A 19,281-nucleotide genomic window follows, 5' to 3' on the forward strand; every position below is an offset into this window, starting at 1 on the left:
CCTTCAGCCTCGCCCGCTGGGCCGCGCCTTCGGCGCAGCCCAGCGTTCAAGGTCGCGCTACTGATTTTCCTGCGTGTCGTCGTAAACCTGCTTGATCTGTTCGACGAACTGCTCCGCAGTAAGACTGCCCTGGAAGAGACCGGTGTCCTTCTGGTTGAGCACGTCGTAGTAGCCGGGAACCGGCCAGTCAGGATAGAAACCGAGGCCGTTTTTGTCAGAGATCTGCTTGAAAACCGCTGCGGCGTTCTTACCGATGGGGTTGGTGATGACGGAAAGATCAGCGGCGATCGGCACGCCGCCGGCATTGCCGAGTTCAGCTTGGTATTTCGGCGACAAGGTCAGGCTGATCCACTCGGCGGCGAGATCGGGATTCTTGCTACCCTTGGGAACGACCCAGAGATTGCCTGTCGAGCCAACCGAATATTTCGGCGTCGGAATGACGAACTGACCCCACTTGAAGTCCTTGATGGTCGAGGCGAAGGTGCCGAGATTCCAAGTGCCCGAGACGTACATCGGCGCCTTGCCGGAGGTGAAGAGCAGAGCCGCGTCCGGGTCCTTCATGCCCGTGGAGTCCTTGTTGATGTAGCCCTTTTTGACCCAGTCGAGCAATGTTTGCGCCGCATAGAGATAGGGCGCGCCGTCGAGGGGAGCCTTCAAGCCCTGATAATTCTGGACCCAGGCGTCGTCGGCCTTGGTATAGGCTAGAGAGGCTAGCAAGTGCTGGCCACTGGTGTCGATCGCCCCGAGCGCGAGAGGCGTGAGACCCTTCTGCTTGAAGGCTTCCATGTCAGCGACCCACTCTTCGAGCGTCGTCGGCGGCTTGAGGCCTGCCTTTTCGAACATGTCAATATTGTAGAAGCACGAGACATATTCGCCGAAGACCGAAACGCCCCAAACAGGGCCGGAGCCATAGATGCCCTTTTCGTCATAACGGCTCAGGACAAAATCGCCTTCGTTAAGGATCTTGTCCCAGCCTTCTTTCTTCACATAGTCATCCAGGTTGGTGAGCAATCCCTGGCTTGCAACCAAGCCAGCGGTCGCATTGCCTTTGTTGTACTCAAGCACGTCGGGGGCCTGATCGGAATTGAGGATCATGCCGCCTGAGGCCTGCAACTGCTGAAAGGTCTTCTGCTCGAAGCTGACGTTGATGTCTGGATGTTTCGTCTTGAACTCCTCGAGCGCTTTCTTCCAGACAATGCCCTGAGCCGTGGTCGGCTCCTCGAACCACCAGATCTTGAAGGTCTTCTGTTCGGCATGGCCGACCGATGTCATCAGCATCGCCGTGCCGAGCGCTAGCGCAAGTCTTGCAATTCTTTTCATGCTTTCCTCCCAAAAAAGCGGCTGCGCCGCGAAAAATCCCAAGTTAGTCAGGCGTGGCGCCGGCGGGCCTCCCAGCCCGGCGGCGCTAGCTTAGGCGGTCGATCAGGGATCAACAACGAAATCTCCGCCCCGGCACTTCTTCAGATAGTTGAGCCCGTGAACCTGACCAGTCATCTCAAGCGCGTCGCGATAGACCGGGTCGTGCCAGCCTTCGATGTCGATCGAGCCAGACCAGCCGGCAAGGCGCAGTTCTGAAATAATGTCGGTCCAGTTGCTGTCGCCGAAGCCCGGCGTGCGCATGAAGACGAACTTCTCCTTGCCGAAGATGCCGTGTTCCTTGATGACCTCCCAGCGGATGGTCGCATCCTTGCCGTGGACGTGGAAGAATTTGTGCGCCCATTTGCGGATCTGCGGCAAAGGATCGATCAGATAGACCATCTGATGGCACGGCTCCCATTCCAGACCGATATTCTCGTCCGCCGTCTCGTTGAACATCAGTTCCCACGCATCGGGATTGTGGGCGATGTTCCAGTCGCCGCTTGCCCAATTGCCGTCCATGGCGCAATTCTCGAAGGCGATCTTGATGCCCTTGTCGGCCGCCCGCTTGGCAAGCTCGCTCCAGACCTGCTTGTAGCGAGGCAGGCTGTCGGTCAGCGGCTTGCCGCGGATGCGGCCGGTGAAGCCGGCAACGCAGGTGGCGCCGAAGTGATGGGCATTGTCGATGCAGTGCTTCCAGCCGTCCAGCGTTTCGAGGTCGATTGCGGTTTCTTCCAGCGGGTTGCCGAACATGCCGAGCGTCGAGATGGTGATGTCGCGGTCGCCGATCGCATCGAGGCAGCGCTTGCCGAGCTCGGCAAGGTCCTGGCCCTTGGTCGTTTGCCAGAAGAAGGGCTCAAAGCTTTCGAAGCCCATATCGGCGATCTCGCCGATGCGCGCCGCGGCATCGCCGTTGTTGCCGCTGACCATGGTGCCGATACGAATGGATTTTGCAGGGTTGCTCACGTCACTTGATCCTATGCTGAAATTTCGACGCGCTTGCCCGTCTTGGCGCTTTCGATCGCGCCGAAGACCATGGCAAGGCTTCTGATATTGTCGGAATTGACCGTCTCGGGCCGTCTGCCGGTGCCGATCGCCGCGATGAAGTCGGCGATGACGCTGGCGTGGCCATGGGTTTCCTCGTCATGTTCCGGACCGGGAACGTTAACGGCAGCAGAGCCATGCAAAAGGCCGGGTTCTTCACCGGCGACAGTCGCCTTGAAACTCTCCTCGCCATCCCAGGTGAGCATTCCCTTCGAGCCGACGAGACGCCATTGGCTTTCCCAGCTGGTGCGCTCGCCCTCGGCGCACCAGGAGCCGCGGTAGGTGAAAACGATGTCGTCGGAAAATTCGAAGATGGCGTTGGCTGCGGCGCCGTGCCGGTACCACGAACCCTTCGGATTGCGCTCGACGCAATAGACGGCGAGCGGCTTCCTGTCGGCGACGTAGCGCGCTGCATCGAAGGTGTGGATCGCCATGTCGAGAAGCAGGACGTTGTCCATCTCTTCGCGGAAGCCGCCGAAATGCGGCGCCAGGAAGAAGTCGCAATGGATGCCGGTGAGTTCACCGATCGCGCCGCTGTCGACGAAGCGGCGCAGGCGCCTGACGCCCGATATGAAGCGGCGGTTCTGGATGACGGCGTGGATGCGGCCGGTCTCGGCGGCAAGATCGATCAGTGCGGCGCCCTCGGCAAGCGAGGCCGCCATCGGCTTTTCGCTGAGCACATGGCAGCCGGCCTTGAGTGCCGTCGAAACGACGTCATAGCGGGCCGCCGGAATGACGATGTCGAAGACCAGGTCGGCCTTCGTGGCCGCGATCACGTCGGACAGGTCCGAACCGATGACGGCGCCTTCAAGGCCGAACTCCCCGGCAAGCTTTTCCGCCGTCTCCCGGTTCAGGTCGACGAGGCCGACAATGGTGATGGAGTCGGCCAGCAGAGGGTTGGAAGCGATGGCTCGCAACCAACCTTTGGACATAGCTCCGCACCCGCACAGAATGGCACTGAATTTCACGACTTCCTCCAGGGGAATGGTGTCAACTCTCCTCGTGACACGCACTCCGTAAACGTTTACGACTGTATGCGGAAACATTTTGCGGTGTCAATAGACGCCAACTGGGAAATTACAGGCCCAGATCCGGACGGATCTGAACTAAAGAAAGGGAGCAAGATGTCGTACGGAAACCGCGCACACTTTTCGGCGTCATGCTCCGGGGAAAATCGTCAGCGATGAAGGGGATTCGCCAGCTTGCCGAACACTTGAATATCTCGATCGGCACGGTCTCCCGCGCGCTGAACGGCAAGCCTGATGTCAATCAGGAAACCCGCCGGCGGGTGCTGGCGGCGGCCGAGGAACTCGGCTACGTCGCCAACCAGTCTGGGCGGAGCCTGAGGCAGGGGGAGACGAAGGTCATCGGGTTGATGATCAGATCCAGCAAGGAGACGGTCGAGAATGCCGACAACTTCTTCCTCGGCGTCACCAGCGGTCTACAGAGCGTCTTTGCTCGTCACAAGCTCGACCTCATCATGTTGCCCTGTCCGAGCGATGAGGATCCGCACGAATATCTGAAGCGGATGGTGGCGCGGCGCATCGTCGATGCGATGATCATCTCGGACACGCAGTGCGTCGACCGACGCATCGACTTTCTGTCGCGGGCGAAGATCCCCTTCGTCGCGCTCGGCCGCAGCCTTTCGGCCAGCAATTTCCCCTGGATCGATCTCGATTTCGAGGGCGTGGCCGAGCGTGCCGTCGAGCGGCTGATCGCGCTGGGACATCGCCGGATCGCAATCACCGCACCATCGAGCGAGGCCAACCTCGGCTATCTCTTTATCGACAGCTATCGCCGGGCGCTCGAGCGGCACGATATTGCCTTCGACCCCTCACTCGTCATCCGCGTCAGGTCAAGCGAACAGGGCGGCTATCAGGCGGCCCATGAGCTGCTGCTGCTCGAAGAGCGGCCGACGGCGGTGATCCTGATCTACGAGCTGATGGCGATCGGCCTTTACCGCCGCCTGATGGAATCGGGCGTCATGCCCGGCCGCGACCTTGCGGTGATCGGCTTCCGCGACGCTCCGCGCGCACGGTTCCTGCAGCCGTCGCTGAGCTGCTTCCGCATCTCGCTCTACGATCTCGGTGTTGCGCTCGGCCAGATGCTTCTCGCCAACATGCCGGTCTATCGAGATTTCTATCCGGGAGGCGAGCGCAACATCATCTGGCCGCTCGAACTGATGCCGGGCGAAAGCGATGCGTTTCGGGTTGGGGTCATGGCCTGAGCACTATCGGCTTGCTTCCGGAAAGCAGAAGCGAGCCCCCTCACGTACCTGATGCAAAGAACCGGTTCTCCGGTCGCGGCAATCCGAGATGTTCGCGCAGCGTCGTGCCCTCGTATTCGCTGCGGAACAGGCCGCGGCGCTGCAGTTCCGGTACCAGCCGTTCGGTGACATCGAGGAGACCCTGCGGCAGATAGGGGAAGACGACGTTGAAACCGTCCGAACCCTCCTCGTCAAGCCAGCGCTCCATCTCGTCGGCGATGCTGGCCGGCGTGCCGACGAAGGCAAGGCCGGCATAACCGCCATAACGTTGCGCTAGCTGACGCACCGTCAGATTTTCCTCCGCCGCAAGCTTCAGCACCTGCGCCCGGCCGGTCTTGCTGGCATTGGTGTCGGGAATATCTGATGGCAGCGGTGCGTCGGGATCGAAGCCCGAAGCGTCATGGCCGAGCGCGATCGAAAGCGAAGCGATGGCGCTGTCGTAATGCACCAGACTGTCGAGCGTAGCGCGTTTGGCGCGGGCCTCCTCGATGCTGTCGCCGACGACAATGAAGGCGGCAGGCAGGATCTTCAGATGCTCGCGATTGCGGCCGATCGCTTCCATGCGACCCTTGATATCGGCATAAAGCGCCCTGCCCGCGGCAAGATCGCGCGGCGAACAGAAGACCATCTCGGCGGTCTCAGCGGCAAGCTGGCGGCCGGGGTCCGACTGGCCGGCCTGGACGATGACGGGCCAGCCCTGCGGCGGCCGGGCGATATTGAGCGGTCCGCGGACGCTCAGTTCCTCGCCCTTGTGGCCGAGCACATGCATCTTCTCCGGATCGAAGAATAGGCCGCTCTCACGGTCGCGGATAAAAGCATCATCGGCGAAGCTGTCCCAGAGCCCGGTTACCACGTCGTAGAATTCCCGGGCGCGATGATAGCGCTCGCCGTGCTCCACATGTTCGTCGAGGCCGAAATTGAGCGCGGCATCGGGGTTAGACGTTGTGACGATGTTCCAGCCGGCGCGGCCGCCGCTGATATGGTCGAGCGAGGCGAAACGACGGGCGATGTGATAGGGCTCGTCGAAGGTGGTGGAGGCGGTGGCGACGAGGCCAATGCGCTCCGTTACCGCTGCCAGCGCCGAGAGCAGCGTGAGGGGCTCGAAGGAGGTGACGGTGTGGCTGCGCCTGAGCGCCTCGACCGGCATATTGAGCACGGCAAGATGATCGGCCATGAAGAAGGCGTCGAATTTCGCCCGTTCCAGCGCCTGCGCAAAGGACTTCAGATGGGCGAAATTGAAATTGGCGTCGGGATAGGAGCCGGGATAGCGCCATGCGCCGGTATGCAGGCTGACAGGACGCATGAAGGCGCCGAGGCGCAACTGCCGTGGGGTCATAATCTTCCTCATGGATCGGGCAAGGCGGCCGCCTGCCCTGCATTGTGCGTTCTGACTGAAGCCGCTGCAGCGACGCATCGCATATCGGTTACGTAGGAACTCGACGAATTCAAATCGAGGCCGGCTCCGCCAATTTCCGGTGGCGATTTCGGCGCTTTTCCGGCCACGTTTTGGCAGAACCGCCCGACTGAGACACGAATCGCGGCAGTCAGACGCCGATAAGCAAACACTTTTCATTTTCTATTGCATCTATAGAATTTGTAATCTTATCTTGGCGCTTAATTTCTTTCACCGATAGGCTCGTCAGAATGGGAGACATCGATGAACACCGTGCTGAGGCAAGCAGACCAGATCCGGCCCGTGGCCGACCGTATCGGCAGCGACGAGGAAGCAATCGCCACCGCCCACAGACTGGCGGCGCAATTTGCCGCACGCGCAGCCGAGCGCGACGCCGGCCGGATCCTGCCGTTTGGTGAACTCGATCTTCTCGCCCAGTCCGGCCTTCTGGCGATCACCGTGCCTGCGCAATATGGCGGGCTCGACGTCTCCAACGCCGTGCTTGGCGAGATCACTGCGATCCTGTCGGAGGCGGACGGCTCGATCGGCCAAATCCCGCAGAACCACTTCTATATTCTCGAGGCGCTCAGAACCGACGGCGGCGAGGAGCAGCAGCGTTATTTCTTCGGCCGCGTGCTGGCCGGCGATCGTTTCGGCAATGCGCTTTCCGAGCGCGGCACGAAGACGGTCGGCCACTACAACACGCGCATCACCCGCGACGGTCCGGGTTACCGGATCAACGGCCGAAAATTCTATTCGACCGGCGTCCTCTTCGCCGACTGGATCACCATCTTCGCGCTCGATCCGGAGGATCGGCTGACCATGGCCTTCGTGCCGAAGGGCACCGAAGGCGTCGAGATCGTCGACGACTGGGACGGTTTTGGCCAGCGCACTACCGGCAGCGGCACGACGATCCTCGACAATGTCTATGTTAGTGCCGATTGCGTGGTCTCCCATCACAAGGGCTTCGAGCGGCCGACGACGATCGGCTCCGTCGGCCAGATCATCCATGCCGGCGTTGATCTCGGTATCGCACGGGCGGCCTTTGCCGAAACGCTTGAGTTCGTCAGGACGAAATCGCGCCCCTGGATGGACAGCGGCCTTGAGCGTGCCTCAGACGATCCGCTGACGATCGCCAAGGTCGGCCAGATTGCCATCCGGCTGGAAGCCGCAACGGCTCTGGTGGAGCGCGCCGGCCACAAGGTCGATGCCGCGCAGGTCGAGACGACGGAGGAAAAGGTGATCGCAGCGACGCTTGCGGTTGCCGCCGCCAAGGTGCTGACGACCGAAGTGGCGCTCGAGGCCTCGAACACGCTTTTTGAGCTAGCCGGAACTTCGTCGGTGCAGGCTGGCCTCAACCTCGACCGCCACTGGCGCAATGCCCGCACCCATACGCTGCACGATCCCGTGCGTTGGAAATATCACGTCGTCGGCAATTACCATTTGAACGGCGTAACGCCGCCGAAGAACGGCGCGCTCTGAAATCTCCCCGTCTTCCAACCGAAAACCCCACCGCCGGTGCCGGCAGCGGGGTTTTTGCTTTCGATGACAGCGTGGCGCCTCAGCTATAGAGGCTGACCTCCGGTATCTTGTCGTTCAGCACGAATTCACCGACTTCCTTCGCCTTGTAGAAGACCGGATCGTGCAGAGTGTGGGTGCGCACATTGCGCCAGAAACGGTCGAAACGGTATTTGTCGACCGTCGAGCGCGCGCCCGTCAGCTCGAAGACGCGCGAGGTGATGTCGAGCGAGACATGGGTGGCGTGGACCTTGGCGGCATAGGCTTCCGCCGCCGCCTCGCCGCGCTCGCGCGCCGTCACATCGCGGCCGCGGGCAAGGCCCGCCTGCACGGCTGATGCCGCATTGTCGGCAAGGGCTGCCGAGGCCTTCACAGCTGCGGTGAATTCGCCTACGCGTTCGAGGATATAAGGATCATCCGCCGCACGCTCGACGCCGGAGGTGATCCACGGCCGGGTGGTGGTGCGGACATAGTCGACGGCAGCCTGCAGCGCGCCTTCGGCGGTGCCGAGATAGAAGTTGACGAAGACCAGCTGGATGAACGGCGTATTGAAGGTCGAAAGCACCGGCGGCGCTGCGTCGGCTGCTGCCGGCGCGCCGACGAAGTCCTCCTCGTAGACCGGGAAGTCGCGGAACTCGACGCTGCCGCTGTCGGACAGGCGCTGGCCGATATTGTCCCAGTCGTCATTGGCGACGTAACCCTGACGATTGGTCGGCACGGCGAAACCGGCGATCTTGTCGTCGAGCGTCGCATTGGCATTGATGTAATCGGAGACCCGAGCCGCCGTGGAAAAGGACTTGCGTCCGTTCAGCACATAGCCATTGCCGCGACGGGTGAGCACCAGCCCGGGATCGCGCGGATTGACGGCCGCACCCCAATAGAGGTTCCTGGCGACCGTATCGCTACCCAGCGCATGGGCGCGGGCGGCATCAAGCGCCCAATAGATGTACTGGCTGTTGACATAGTGGTAGCCGAGCAGCTGGCCGATCGAGCTCTCGCCACGGGCGAGAATGCGCACCAGCCTCAGCCCGTCCACCCAATCGAGGCCACCGCCGCCGATCTCACGGGGATGCAGCGCATTGAGCAGGCCGGCATTCTTCAATTTGACGATTTCGCCAAGCGGCGGTCGGCCTTCGCGATCGAGGTCTGCGGCGCGCCTGGAAAGGTCGGCAGAGATATCCTCCGCACGGGCAAAGAGGTCTTCGCGCGTCGGGTTGCGGCTGGCCGCGAAGACGACATTGGATTGGCTCATGGGCGGAACTCCAATTCTCCAAAAAGATGATCCGAGTGCGAGGTCTCAGAACAGCTTGTCCGGGATCCAGCTGGCGGTCGCCGCATCGCTCGTGCTGAAGGCCGGGATCTTTTCGGCCAGTTCCTCGATCGTCTTGACGCCGGCTGCACGCAGGCTCTCCTGCGTCAGAAGCGTCGGCTTCACGGTGATTTGGTGGGGAACCGTCTGCCCGGCGATTTCGAGGGCTGCGGCGCGAATGGAGACGGCGCCGACGACGGCAGGATTGGTCGCGACGGTCGCAACCCACGGGCTGCCTTCCTCGGTGATTTCCTGGATATCGGCCGTCGACACGTCGGCCGAATAGATCTTCAGTTTCTTGGCGATGCCGAGATCGTTGGCGGCGAGCTTCACGCCGCGAGCGAATTCGTCATAGGGGGCGAAGACGACCGATATATCGGGATTGGCAGTGAGCACGGCCTTCGCCTGATCGGCGGTCGAAGTCGCCGTCGTGTCGCTGACATTGCCGAAGCGGGCCTTTTCGACCACGCCTTTATTGTCCGTCTTGAACTTGTCCCAGACCTCGTTGCGGCGGTCGAGCGGCGCGAAGCCCGCAACATAGACATAACCGGCGCTGAAGCTGTTGCCGTTGTCCTTCACCACCTGTTCAAGCGCCGATGATGCGAGTCCGTGATCGCTCTGCTCCACCTGCGGAATCTTGGGATTGTTGAGGTTGACGTCGAAGGCCACGACCTTGATTCCCTTGTCGAGCGCCTGCTGCACGACGTCGCCGAGCGATTCAGGCAGACCGTGGTCGATGACGATGCCGGAGACGCCGAGATTGATCGCCTGGAGGATCTGCTCGCGCTGCTCGGCGGCGTCTTGCCGGCCGGGGAAGATGCGCAGGTCGATAGCCAGCGCCTTGGCCTGGGCTTCAGCCCCCGCCTGATAGGCCTGGAAGAAATCGCCGGCCGAGATGTAGCTGATCAGCGCGACCTTGACGCCGCCCTTGTCGAAAGGGGCAGGAGCGCCGGACAGACCGTCGGCTTTTGCGCCTTGAATGAAAATGAACGGAATGACGGCGGCAGACAGTGCGAGCCGTGCGAGGGATTTCATCGTCGCGTTCCTTCTAGCAATCGGAGGCGTCGTCTGACAGGTCTGGAAGCCCTCGCGACGCGTCGGATTATTAGATATAATCTCTATGTTTTTAGTAGAGTAAATGATCCGATTTTATGGGCTGTGGGAGATTCTTTGTTTCCCGAGGGCAGTTCGCGGGGGAAAGGCGTGCCTGGAATTCGACCGCTCGGACAGGGCACACTCCGGCTTCGATTGCAGTCCCGGACCTTTGTAGATGCCGCTTCTTCACATTGAAAATATCACCCGCAGTTTCGGGTCGACGCGGGCGCTTGCCGGCGCTGATTTTTCTATGGAACGCGGCGAGATCGTGGCGCTGATGGGCGCAAACGGAGCGGGCAAATCGACGCTGGTCAAGATCCTCTCCGGCGTGCTTCCGGCTGATGGCGGCATGGTCAGACTGGATGGCCGTCCCTTTGCGCCGCGTAGCCCGGCCGAAGCGGCAAGGGCCGGCGTCGTCACGGTGCATCAGTCGACGGATCTCGTCGGCGCGGCCGGTCTGAGCGTTGCCGATGCCCTGCTGCTCAACCGGTACGCCGATCGCAGCACACCCTTCTTCGTCTCGCGCGCCGGCATCCGCCGCGCCGCGCAGGCGATGCTCGATGCCGCCGGCTTCACCCTGCCGTTGGACCGTGATTTCGGTGACCTCGCCAGCGCCGACCGGCAACTGGTGGCGATCGCCCGTGCGCTTGCCAACCGCGCCGACCTGCTCATCCTAGACGAGCCGACGGCAAGCCTTTCTGGAGAGGAAAGCCGCCGTCTCTTCGATATTCTGCTTGGGCTTCGCCAGAAGGGCCTGTCGATCCTCTATATCTCGCATCGCACCGCCGATCTCGAAGCCATCGCCGATCGCGCGCTCGTCATGCGCGGCGGCCGCGTCGTCGGCACCTTCTCGCGGCCGATCGATTTTTCGAGCGCCATCGAAACGATGATCGGCCGCAGACTGGATGCGGCGCGGCCGGATGCGCGTTCCGCGACCGGCCCGGCGATCTTCGAGATGCGCGATATCAGCCTATTGCCGACGGGCGCACCCTTCGACCTGTCTTTGCATGAAGGCGAGGTGGTCGCGGTAACAGGCGTACTCGGCGCCGGCAAAAGCCGGTTGCTCCAGGCGATCTTCGGCGTGACGGCGCTTGCCGGTGGTGCGATGTTCCTCGGCGGTCGGCCCTACCGGCCGAATAGCCCCGCCGAGGCAATTGCGGCGGGTGTCGCCATGGCGGCCGAAGACCGTCATCGTTCCTCGCTCATGCCGCCGGGATGGCCCGGCCATTCGCTGTCGGCGACGATCAGCCTGCCGCATCTTGGCAAATGGTATCCGCGCGGTTTCCTTATCGGCGGCCGTGAACGACGCGAGGCCGAACAGGCGATCGCCCGTTTTGGCATCAATGCCTCGGGTCCGTTCGCCTCGGTGTGGTCGCTGTCCGGCGGCAACCAGCAGAAGGCGGTGATCGCCCGCTGGGAGGCGGAGCCGAGCCGGCTGCTGCTGCTCGACGAACCCTTCCAGGGCGTCGATGTCGGCGCCCGTCATGACATCATCCGGGCAATCCGCGCCCGCAGCGACCGGGCAACGCTGATTGCGACCTCCGAGCCGGAGGAGGCCTATGAGGTGGCAGATCGCATCCTCGTCATCGACCGCCACGTTTTGATGCCCGCTGCAGGCGGAATTACCGCTCCTTCCGCCATCCAGGGAATATCCGCATGACGACGATCGACGACGACACTCTTCCACAGGCAAACACCCGGCCAAGGCCATCGCCGCAAGCCGATAGCGGTCGTCTTGCGGCACTCGGGGCGTTCCTCCGGGCGAGCGCAGTGTTCATCCTGCTGGCACTGCTCGTCGTCGGTTTCACCATCGCCGAGCCCGCCTTCATCAATATCGCCAATCTGATGAGCATCCTGCAGGCCGTGTCCGTCGTCGCCATTCTCGGCGCCGGCGTTACCGTCACGCTTGCCGTTGGCGGTTTCGACCTGTCGATCGGCGCGGTCGCCGCATCGAGCGTGATGGCGGCGAGTTACGCGATGATCGTCTGGCATCTTGATGCCTATGCGGCGGTGCCGCTGGTGCTCGCCTTCGGCGCCCTGGTCGGTCTCGTCAATGCCTTCCTCATCGTGCGCCTGAAGGTGCCGGATCTGCTCGCGACACTGGCGATGATGTTCCTGCTTTCCGGGCTGCAGCTGATCCCGACCGCCGGCCGGTCGATTTCATCAGGCCTCACCCTGCCCGACGGATCGAAGGCGACAGGCGCTTACGACCCCGCCTTTTTGCTGATCGGCCGCTACAGCATCCTCGGCACCCTGCCCGTTTCCGTGGTGCTGATGGCGGTGGTCGCCATCGCACTCTTCATCCTCACCGAACGCACCCGCATCGGCCGCCTGCTGTTTGCGACCGGCGGCAACGAGGTCGCGACCCGGCTTGCCGGCGCCTCGACGGTGCGGCTGAAGACGCTTGCCTATGTCCTATCGGGCACGTTGGCATCGCTCGGCGGCATCGTCATCGCTGCCCGCGTCGGGCGCGGTGATATTTCCTCCGGCGGCTCGCTGCTGATGGATTCGGTCGCCGCCGCGTTGATCGGCTTTGCCGTCTTCAACCTGCGGCGTCCAAACGTGCTTGGCACCATTGCCGGCGCCGTCTTCGTCGGCGTGCTGCTGAACGGCCTCACCATGCTGAACGCCCCTTACTACACCCAGGACTTCGTCAAGGGCGCCGTGCTCGTCGGCGCGTTGGCGCTAACCTACGGCCTCGGCCGCAGCAATCCCTAATTCCAAGGAAGAAAGACATGACCCGCGAATTCAGGCTGAACGCCTTCGACATGAATTGCGTCGGACACCGGTCGCCAGGGCTCTGGCGCCATCCGCGCGACAAGTCATCAACCTACAAGGATCTCGACTACTGGGTGCATCTGGCAAAGACGCTGGAGCGCGGCAAGTTCGACGGGCTGTTCATCGCCGACGTGCTCGGCGTCTACGATGTGCTGAACGGCAATGTCGATGCCGCACTTCGCCATTCGGCGCAGGTGCCGGTCAACGACCCGCTACAGCTGGTCCCCACCATGGCCTACGAGACCGAGCACCTCGGCTTCGGCCTGACGGCGTCGCTCTCCTTCGAGCATCCCTATACCTTCGCCCGCCGCATCTCGACACTCGACCACCTGACCAAGGGTCGCGTCGGCTGGAATATAGTCACCTCCTATCTCAACAGCGGCGCGCTCAATATCGGCCAGCCGGCACAGACGAAGCATGACGATCGCTACGATCTCGCCGAGGAATATCTCGAGGTCTGCTACAAGCTCTGGGAGGGAAGCTGGGAGGACGGCGCCGTTGTCCGCGACCGGGAAACCGGCATCTTCACCCATCCAGAAAAAGTCCACCCGATCCGCCATTCCGGCAAGCATTTCAACGTGCCCGGCATTCACTTGAGCGAACCCTCGCCGCAACGTACACCGGTGCTCTACCAGGCCGGCGCCTCGAGCCGCGGCAAGGACTTCGCTGGCGCCCATGCCGAATGCATCTTCGTCGCCTCTCCATCGAAGGCGGTGCTGAAGCGCTACGTCGCCAATGTCCGCGAGGCGGCCGAACGCATCGGCCGCAACCCGCGCGAAATCCTTGCCTTCAACCTGCAGACCGTCATCCTCGGCGAGACCGATGCGAAAGCACAGCGGAAGTTCAACGAATATCGCGAATATGCCTCCTTCGAGGGCGCGCTGACGCTGATTTCCGGCTGGACCGGCATCGATTTCGGCCAGTTCGGGCCGGACGAGGTGCTGCGGCACCGCCATACCAATGCGGTGCAATCGGCCGTCGAGACCTTCACCACCATCGATCCCACCAAGGAATGGACGGTGCGCGAAATGGCCGACTGGGTCGGCGTCGGCGGTTTCGGCCCTGTTTTCGTCGGCTCGCCGCAAACGGTCGCCGACCTGATGCAGGAATGGATCGAGGATACCGATGTCGACGGCTTCAATCTTGCCTATGCCGTGACGCCCGAGAGTTTCGAGGATACCGTCGACCTGCTGGTGCCGGAACTGCAAAAGCGCGGCGTCTACAAGACCGACTACGCCAAGGGAACGCTGCGGGAAAAACTGGGCGGCAAGGGGCCGCGTCTCGTCGCGCCGCATCCGGGTGCCGCTTATCGCAATCTCTTCGGCGAGCCGGCACGTGTCGCGGTCAACGGCTGAACCAATAATGGCTGGGTGACAAAAAATATCTCGCCCAGTCCAACCATTCGAATCTAACCTCTATGACAATTTGCATTTCGCCCCGAATATAGGCACCCGAATTTCACCGATCAGGAGGGGTCATGACCGTATCATCTATCTCGCGGCGCACGCTGATGAAGGGCACTGCCCTGCTGCTGGCCTCGACGGCGCTCGCCCGGCAGGCGCTCGCGCAGGCAGCGCCAAGCGGCGGCCGGCTGATCGTTGCCGCCGATTCCGAGCCGAAGAACCTCAATCCCGCAATCGTCGTCTCGAACGGCGTCTTCTTCGTCGCAAGCAAGGTGATCGAGCCGCTGGCCGAAGCATCGTTCGACGGCAAGGACGGGCTTTCGCCGCGCCTCGCCACCTCCTGGGAGGGTTCGGCCGACGGCCTTTCCGTCATCTTCAAGCTGCGCGATGGCGTAACCTGGCACGACGGCAAGCCGTTCACCTCGGTCGATGTCGCCTTTTCCGCGCTGAACATCTGGAAACCGCTGCAGAATCTCGGCCGCCTGGTCTTCGCCAATCTCGAAGCCGTCGACACGCCTGACGATTACACCGCGATCTTCCGCTTCTCCAGGCCGACGCCGTTCCAGCTGATCCGCAACGCGCTGCCTGTCGTCACCAGCGTCGTCGCCAAGCACATTTTCGACGGGACCGATATCGCCACCAACCCGGCCAACAACACGCTGATCGGCACCGGCCCCTTCAAGTTCGCCGAACACAAACCCGGCGAATATTACCGGCTGACGCGCAATGAGAATTACTGGGACAAGGAGCAGCCGAAACTCGATGAGATCGTCTTCCGCGTGCTGCCCGATCGCGAAGCAGCGGGCTCGGCGCTCGAAGCCGAAGAAATCCAGCTTGCCGCCTTCTCGGCTGTGCCGCTGGCCGATCTCGATCGTATCTCGAAGGTCGCCGGCATCAAGGTGATCTCGAAGGGATATGAGGCCCTGACCTACCAACTCGTCGTCGAGATCAATCATCGCCGCAAGGAGCTTGCCGATCTCAGGGTGCGCCAGGCGATCGCCCAGGCAATCGACAAGAAATTCGTGGTCGACACGATCTTCGTCGGCTACGCCGCCGCCTCCACCGGTCCCGTGCCGAAGAATGCGCCGCAGTTCTACACGCCGGATGTCGCGGCCTATGATTTCAACCCTGCCGCCGCCAACGATATCCTCGACAGGGCAGGCTACAAGCAAGGGGCAGACGGCAACCGCTTTACGCTGAAGCTTCGCCCAGCGCCCTATTTCAACGAAACCCGCCAGTTCGGCGATTACCTTCGCCAGGCGCTCGCCGTCATCGGCATCAATGCCGAGATCGTCAATGCCGATGCGGCCGCGCACCAGAAAGCTGTTTATACCGATCATGACTTCGATCTCGCCGTCGGCCCGCCGGTCTTCCGCGGCGATCCGGCGATCTCCACCACCATTCTCGTCCAGTCCGGTACGCCAGCCGGCGTGCCCTTCTCCAATCAGGGCGGCTACGTCAATCCGGAACTCGACAAGATCATCCTGCAGGCATCCGAAACCATCGACACGGCGGCGCGCACCGATCTCTACCGCAAGTTCCAGCAGTTGGTCGTCGCCGACCTCCCGCTGATCAACGTCGCGGAATGGGGCTTCATCACCGTCGCGCGCGACACCGTGCTCAATGTCTCGAACAACCCGCGCTGGGCCGTTTCAAACTGGGGCGATACCGCGCTGCAATCGTGATAGAATCGGCAGCAATTCTCTTTCGGAGGCCCTGTCCGGCGTGAGACGTGCAATCATCCTCCTGAGGCGCAGGGCGATCAGCAGCATTCCAGTGCTGCTGATCGTGGTGATCTTCACCTTTTTCCTGCTTGAGTCAGCCTCGGGCGATGCCGTCGACGCCTATCTCGGTTCGATCGGCGGCGGCGATGCCGCACTGAGGCAGTCGCTGCGCGAGAGCTACGGCCTCGACCGGTCCGTTCTTGCGCGCCTCTGGCTCTATCTTTCCTCGCTGGCGCGGCTCGATCTCGGCTGGTCGGTCGCCTTCGGCCGGCCGGTCGGTGTGCTCATTGCCGAACGCCTGCCCAATACGCTGCTCCTGATGGGCAGTGCGACGGCGCTGTCCTTCGGCCTCGGCTCGGCGCTCGGCATCTTTGCCGGGGCGCGGCCGGGCAGCCTGTGGGACCGGCTCCTGTCGATCGGCTCGCTGATCGTCTATGCCATTCCAAGTTTCTGGCTCGGTCTGGTCCTGAGCATTGCTTTCTCGGTGAAACTGCGCTGGTTTCCCATCGCCGGCGTCGAGACGATCGCTTCCGGCAAGACAGGACTTTCACGCGCCCTCGACATATCGGATCATCTGGTTCTGCCGGTCGGCGCGCTCGCCTTGATCTATCTCGCTCTATTCCTGCGGGTCATGCGCAGCGGCATGGCCGAGGCGTGGAAGCTGGATTTCGTGCTCTTCGCCCGCGCCAAGGGCCTGTCGCGCAGCCGCATTGTGCTGCGCCACGTGGCGCGCAATGCGCTGCTGCCGCTCGTCACCATGCTCGGGCTGCAATCGGCCGCCATGCTCGGCGGCAGCGTGGTGATCGAAAGCGTCTTTGCGATCCCGGGTTTCGGGCGGCTGGCGCAGGAGGCGGTCAACGGCCGCGACGCACCGCTGCTGATGGGCATCATCGTCACCAGCGCCGTCTTGGTCATCTCGGTCAATTTCCTCGTCGATCTCGTCTATGCCGCACTCGACCCGCGCATCGGCGCATTGGAGGGCGGCGCATGAACTGGCTGCGGCGACTGCTGCGCACGCCGGAAGGCGCGGCAGGATTTGCAATCCTTTTCGTCCTGCTTTCGGCCGGGCTGCTCGCTCCCATCCTTTCACCGGGCGATCCGTTGAGGATCGCCGGCCGCGCACTACTGGCGCCGTTCGCCGATCGGGGTTTTCCGCTCGGCACCGACCGGCTCGGCCGCGACGTGCTGGCGGGTCTGCTCTATGGTGCCAGAACCTCGCTCGCCGTTGGCCTTGCGGCGGCCTTTTCGGCCATGGTGCTTGGGCTCTGCGTCGGCCTTGCGGCCGGTTTTGCCGGCGGGCTCGTCGACGAGGCGCTGATGCGGGTGGTCGACGCCTTCCAGATCGTGCCGGGCTTCCTGCTCGCTCTTGCCTTCGTCAGCACCATCGGCGTCTCGACGCCGGTGATCGTCCTTGCCATCGCACTCGGCACCTGGGCCGATCCGGCGCGGCTGACGAGGGCGCAGGTGCTTGCGATCCGTGAGCAGGATTATGTCGCCTCGGCAAGGGTGATCGGCATGCATCCGGCCGAGATCGCCTTCCGGGAAATCCTGCCGAACGCGTTGCCGCCGGTGCTGGCGCTTTCGGCCACCATCGTCGCCGGCGCGATCCTCACCGAAGCAGCGTTGTCCTTCCTGGGCCTGGGCAATCCCAATATCGCAACCTGGGGTTCGATGATTGCCGAGGGCCGCAGCGTGTTGCGTTCGGCGTCCTATCTCTCCGTCATACCGGGTGCGGCACTCGCCATCACCGTGCTCGGCGTCCATCTCTTCAGCGAAGGCCTCGGCAAGGTGCTCGGCGATGACGATGCGAGGGCGGCATGAGCATTTTCTGCAGCCTGCGACAGCTTTCGGTCACCTACGGGCGCGAGAGAAGCGGCGCGGCCGCGCTCGACGGTATCGACCTCGATATCGCCGCCGGCGAAAGGCTGGCGATCATTGGCGAAAGCGGCTCCGGCAAGAGCACGCTCGCCCGTGCCCTTGCCGGTCTGCTGCCGGAGGGAGCGAAGGTCGGCGGCGAGATGTTCTGGCCTGCACTTGGGCATCCGCCCCGCCCAGGCCGCGATTTCGGCTTTGTCTTCCAGGATCCGGGCTCCAGTCTCAATCCCGTCCTGACGATCGGCGAGCAGATCGCCGAGGGCGCCAGGCGCCATCTCGGCCTCAGCTGGAAACAGGCCTATGTCAGGGCCGAGGAGCTGCTTGGGCGGATGCGGATACCGCAGGCTGACAAGACGATGCGGGCCTTTCCGCATCAGCTCTCCGGCGGCCAGCGCCAGCGTGTGGCGATTGCCGCTGCCATCGCCGCGAGACCTGCCCTGCTGATCGCCGACGAGGCGACCAGCGCGCTCGACGTCGTCGTTCAGGCCGAGATCGTCCGCCTGCTCGACGGGCTGGTGCGCGAGGACGGCCTGACGCTTGTCTTCATCACCCACGACATCGCGCTTGCCTCCGGCTTCGTCGACCGCATCGCCGTTTTCCGCAATGCGCGGCTGCTCGAGGCAGGGCCGGTCCGTTCGGTGCTTTCGGCGCCGAAAAGCGACTATACCGCCGCCCTTATCGCCAGCCATCGCGACCTCGCGACGCCGCCGCTGATCGCGGAGGTGCCGTCATGAACGACAGGCTGCTTTCCATCGAGAACCTGTCGAAAGGGTATTCTTCTGCGGGACGCCGGATTGCTGCCCTCGATAATGTGTCGCTCACCATCGCGGCCGGGGAAACGCTCGGTCTCGTCGGCGCCTCCGGCAGTGGAAAATCGACGCTGTCGCGCATCCTGCTGCGGCTTCTCAGCGCCGATTCCGGCTCGATCCGTTTCGAGGGAGAGGATTGGCTCGCGCTGAACGGCGCGCCTTTGCGCCGCCGGCGGGCGCGTATGCAGATGGTGTTTCAGGATCCGCTCGCCGCCTTCAATCCGCTGGCAAGCGTCGGTGCGGTGCTCGACGATCCGCTTCGCATCCACGGCGTCGCAAGAGACCGGCGCCCCCTCGAGATCGTCAGGCTGCTCGAGCGTGTCGGCCTCACCGCAGATCATGCCGCCCGGCCGGTGCGATCGCTCTCCGGCGGCCAGCGGCAGCGTGTGGCGATTGCGCGCGCGATCGCGACGCGGCCGTCGCTGCTGGTGTTCGACGAGGCGGTCTCGGCGCTCGATGTCACCGTGCGCGGCCGGATCCTCGAGCTCCTGGTCGATCTGCAGAAAGAACAGGGCATTGCCTGTCTGTTCATTTCGCACGATCTTGCCGTGGTCCGGGCCGTCTCCCACCGCATCGCCGTCATGGATGGTGGGCGGATTGTCGAGACCGGCCCGGCAGCGGCGGTCGTTGTCGCGCCGCAATCGGAGGCCGCCCGCCCGCTTATTGCCGCCGTCCCTCGTCTCGTGACCGATCCTTGCTGAAGGAAGTGTC

The 19,281-nt window shown here is 63.0% G+C and carries 16 protein-coding genes; 10 read left to right on the forward strand and 6 right to left on the reverse strand.

The window, feature by feature from the left end; translation table 11 throughout:
- Positions 1-57: 57 nt before the first annotated feature.
- From ACS4RR_RS25100 to ACS4RR_RS25110, 3 genes are all read right to left on the reverse strand, one after another.
- Complete coding sequence (locus ACS4RR_RS25100) at positions 58-1,320, reverse strand: ABC transporter substrate-binding protein (RefSeq protein WP_017969211.1); 1,263 nt, start codon at positions 1,318-1,320, stop codon at positions 58-60.
- Positions 1,321-1,422: 102 nt separating this feature from the next.
- Complete coding sequence (locus ACS4RR_RS25105) at positions 1,423-2,322, reverse strand: TIM barrel protein (RefSeq protein ID WP_170260242.1); 900 nt, start codon at positions 2,320-2,322, stop codon at positions 1,423-1,425.
- An 11-nt stretch (positions 2,323-2,333) separates the two neighbouring features.
- The gene (locus ACS4RR_RS25110) at positions 2,334-3,368 is read right to left on the reverse strand and encodes a Gfo/Idh/MocA family protein (protein ID WP_222335759.1); all 1,035 of its coding nucleotides are present in this window, start codon (positions 3,366-3,368) and stop codon (positions 2,334-2,336) included.
- Between the two features lie 215 nt (positions 3,369-3,583).
- On the opposite strand from ACS4RR_RS25110, the gene ACS4RR_RS25115 reads away from it, so the two are divergent.
- Positions 3,584-4,627: a substrate-binding domain-containing protein gene (locus ACS4RR_RS25115; RefSeq protein WP_456190327.1), complete on the forward strand. Its 1,044-nt coding sequence runs from the start codon at positions 3,584-3,586 to the stop codon at positions 4,625-4,627.
- 40 nt (positions 4,628-4,667) lie between these two features.
- Here ACS4RR_RS25115 and ACS4RR_RS25120 read toward each other — a convergent pair whose 3' ends face one another.
- Positions 4,668-6,002, reverse strand: a complete 1,335-nt coding sequence (locus tag ACS4RR_RS25120) for an LLM class flavin-dependent oxidoreductase (RefSeq protein WP_456190328.1) — start codon at positions 6,000-6,002, stop codon at positions 4,668-4,670.
- A 321-nt stretch (positions 6,003-6,323) separates the two neighbouring features.
- On the opposite strand from ACS4RR_RS25120, the gene ACS4RR_RS25125 reads away from it, so the two are divergent.
- Positions 6,324-7,541, forward strand: coding sequence for an SfnB family sulfur acquisition oxidoreductase (locus tag ACS4RR_RS25125; protein ID WP_456190329.1), 1,218 nt, complete (start codon positions 6,324-6,326; stop codon positions 7,539-7,541).
- A gap of 79 nt (positions 7,542-7,620) precedes the next feature.
- Here the strand turns inward: ACS4RR_RS25125 and ACS4RR_RS25130 are convergent, their stop codons facing one another.
- Positions 7,621-8,829, reverse strand: a complete 1,209-nt coding sequence (locus ACS4RR_RS25130) for an acyl-CoA dehydrogenase family protein (protein ID WP_456190330.1) — start codon at positions 8,827-8,829, stop codon at positions 7,621-7,623.
- A 45-nt stretch (positions 8,830-8,874) separates the two neighbouring features.
- Complete coding sequence (locus ACS4RR_RS25135) at positions 8,875-9,921, reverse strand: substrate-binding domain-containing protein (RefSeq protein WP_456190331.1); 1,047 nt, start codon at positions 9,919-9,921, stop codon at positions 8,875-8,877.
- Between the two features lie 235 nt (positions 9,922-10,156).
- Between ACS4RR_RS25135 and ACS4RR_RS25140 the strand changes: the two genes are divergently transcribed.
- The 8 genes from ACS4RR_RS25140 to ACS4RR_RS25175 all read left to right on the forward strand — a co-directional run bounded on the left by ACS4RR_RS25140 (position 10,157) and on the right by ACS4RR_RS25175 (position 19,271).
- On the forward strand, positions 10,157-11,641 hold the full coding sequence (locus ACS4RR_RS25140; RefSeq protein ID WP_456190332.1) for a sugar ABC transporter ATP-binding protein: 1,485 nt from the start codon (positions 10,157-10,159) through the stop codon (positions 11,639-11,641).
- Positions 11,638-12,699, forward strand: coding sequence for an ABC transporter permease (locus ACS4RR_RS25145; RefSeq protein ID WP_456190333.1), 1,062 nt, complete (start codon positions 11,638-11,640; stop codon positions 12,697-12,699). The genes ACS4RR_RS25140 and ACS4RR_RS25145 overlap by 4 nt, the downstream gene beginning before the upstream one ends.
- A gap of 17 nt (positions 12,700-12,716) precedes the next feature.
- The gene (locus ACS4RR_RS25150; RefSeq protein ID WP_456190334.1) at positions 12,717-14,114 is read left to right on the forward strand and encodes an LLM class flavin-dependent oxidoreductase; all 1,398 of its coding nucleotides are present in this window, start codon (positions 12,717-12,719) and stop codon (positions 14,112-14,114) included.
- A gap of 122 nt (positions 14,115-14,236) precedes the next feature.
- On the forward strand, positions 14,237-15,847 hold the full coding sequence (locus tag ACS4RR_RS25155) for an ABC transporter substrate-binding protein (protein ID WP_456190335.1): 1,611 nt from the start codon (positions 14,237-14,239) through the stop codon (positions 15,845-15,847).
- 40 nt (positions 15,848-15,887) lie between these two features.
- A complete protein-coding gene (locus ACS4RR_RS25160) occupies positions 15,888-16,877 on the forward strand; it encodes an ABC transporter permease (protein WP_456190336.1) in 990 nt (329 codons plus the stop codon).
- Positions 16,874-17,707, forward strand: a complete 834-nt coding sequence (locus ACS4RR_RS25165) for an ABC transporter permease (RefSeq protein ID WP_456190337.1) — start codon at positions 16,874-16,876, stop codon at positions 17,705-17,707. Before ACS4RR_RS25160 ends, ACS4RR_RS25165 begins: the two co-directional genes overlap by 4 nt.
- Positions 17,704-18,495: an ABC transporter ATP-binding protein gene (locus tag ACS4RR_RS25170; RefSeq protein WP_456190338.1), complete on the forward strand. Its 792-nt coding sequence runs from the start codon at positions 17,704-17,706 to the stop codon at positions 18,493-18,495. The genes ACS4RR_RS25165 and ACS4RR_RS25170 overlap by 4 nt, the downstream gene beginning before the upstream one ends.
- The gene (locus ACS4RR_RS25175; protein ID WP_456190339.1) at positions 18,492-19,271 is read left to right on the forward strand and encodes an ABC transporter ATP-binding protein; all 780 of its coding nucleotides are present in this window, start codon (positions 18,492-18,494) and stop codon (positions 19,269-19,271) included. The genes ACS4RR_RS25170 and ACS4RR_RS25175 overlap by 4 nt, the downstream gene beginning before the upstream one ends.
- Positions 19,272-19,281: the final 10 nt, after the last annotated feature.

The organism is Rhizobium zaerense, assembly GCF_051810725.1.
Lineage (GTDB): Bacteria > Pseudomonadota > Alphaproteobacteria > Rhizobiales > Rhizobiaceae > Rhizobium > Rhizobium leguminosarum_I.

Coding starts and splice junctions, on each gene's coding strand:
- ACS4RR_RS25130 (WP_456190330.1), bottom strand. CDS start 8,829: ATGAGCCAATCCAATGTCGTCTTCGCGGCCAGCCGCAACCCGACGCGC.
- ACS4RR_RS25135 (WP_456190331.1), bottom strand. CDS start 9,921: ATGAAATCCCTCGCACGGCTCGCACTGTCTGCCGCCGTCATTCCGTTC.
- ACS4RR_RS25165 (WP_456190337.1), top strand. CDS start 16,874: ATGAACTGGCTGCGGCGACTGCTGCGCACGCCGGAAGGCGCGGCAGGA.
- ACS4RR_RS25145 (WP_456190333.1), top strand. CDS start 11,638: ATGACGACGATCGACGACGACACTCTTCCACAGGCAAACACCCGGCCA.
- ACS4RR_RS25125 (WP_456190329.1), top strand. CDS start 6,324: ATGAACACCGTGCTGAGGCAAGCAGACCAGATCCGGCCCGTGGCCGAC.
- ACS4RR_RS25100 (WP_017969211.1), bottom strand. CDS start 1,320: ATGAAAAGAATTGCAAGACTTGCGCTAGCGCTCGGCACGGCGATGCTG.
- ACS4RR_RS25170 (WP_456190338.1), top strand. CDS start 17,704: ATGAGCATTTTCTGCAGCCTGCGACAGCTTTCGGTCACCTACGGGCGC.
- ACS4RR_RS25150 (WP_456190334.1), top strand. CDS start 12,717: ATGACCCGCGAATTCAGGCTGAACGCCTTCGACATGAATTGCGTCGGA.
- ACS4RR_RS25115 (WP_456190327.1), top strand. CDS start 3,584: ATGAAGGGGATTCGCCAGCTTGCCGAACACTTGAATATCTCGATCGGC.
- ACS4RR_RS25120 (WP_456190328.1), bottom strand. CDS start 6,002: ATGACCCCACGGCAGTTGCGCCTCGGCGCCTTCATGCGTCCTGTCAGC.
- ACS4RR_RS25155 (WP_456190335.1), top strand. CDS start 14,237: ATGACCGTATCATCTATCTCGCGGCGCACGCTGATGAAGGGCACTGCC.
- ACS4RR_RS25175 (WP_456190339.1), top strand. CDS start 18,492: ATGAACGACAGGCTGCTTTCCATCGAGAACCTGTCGAAAGGGTATTCT.
- ACS4RR_RS25140 (WP_456190332.1), top strand. CDS start 10,157: ATGCCGCTTCTTCACATTGAAAATATCACCCGCAGTTTCGGGTCGACG.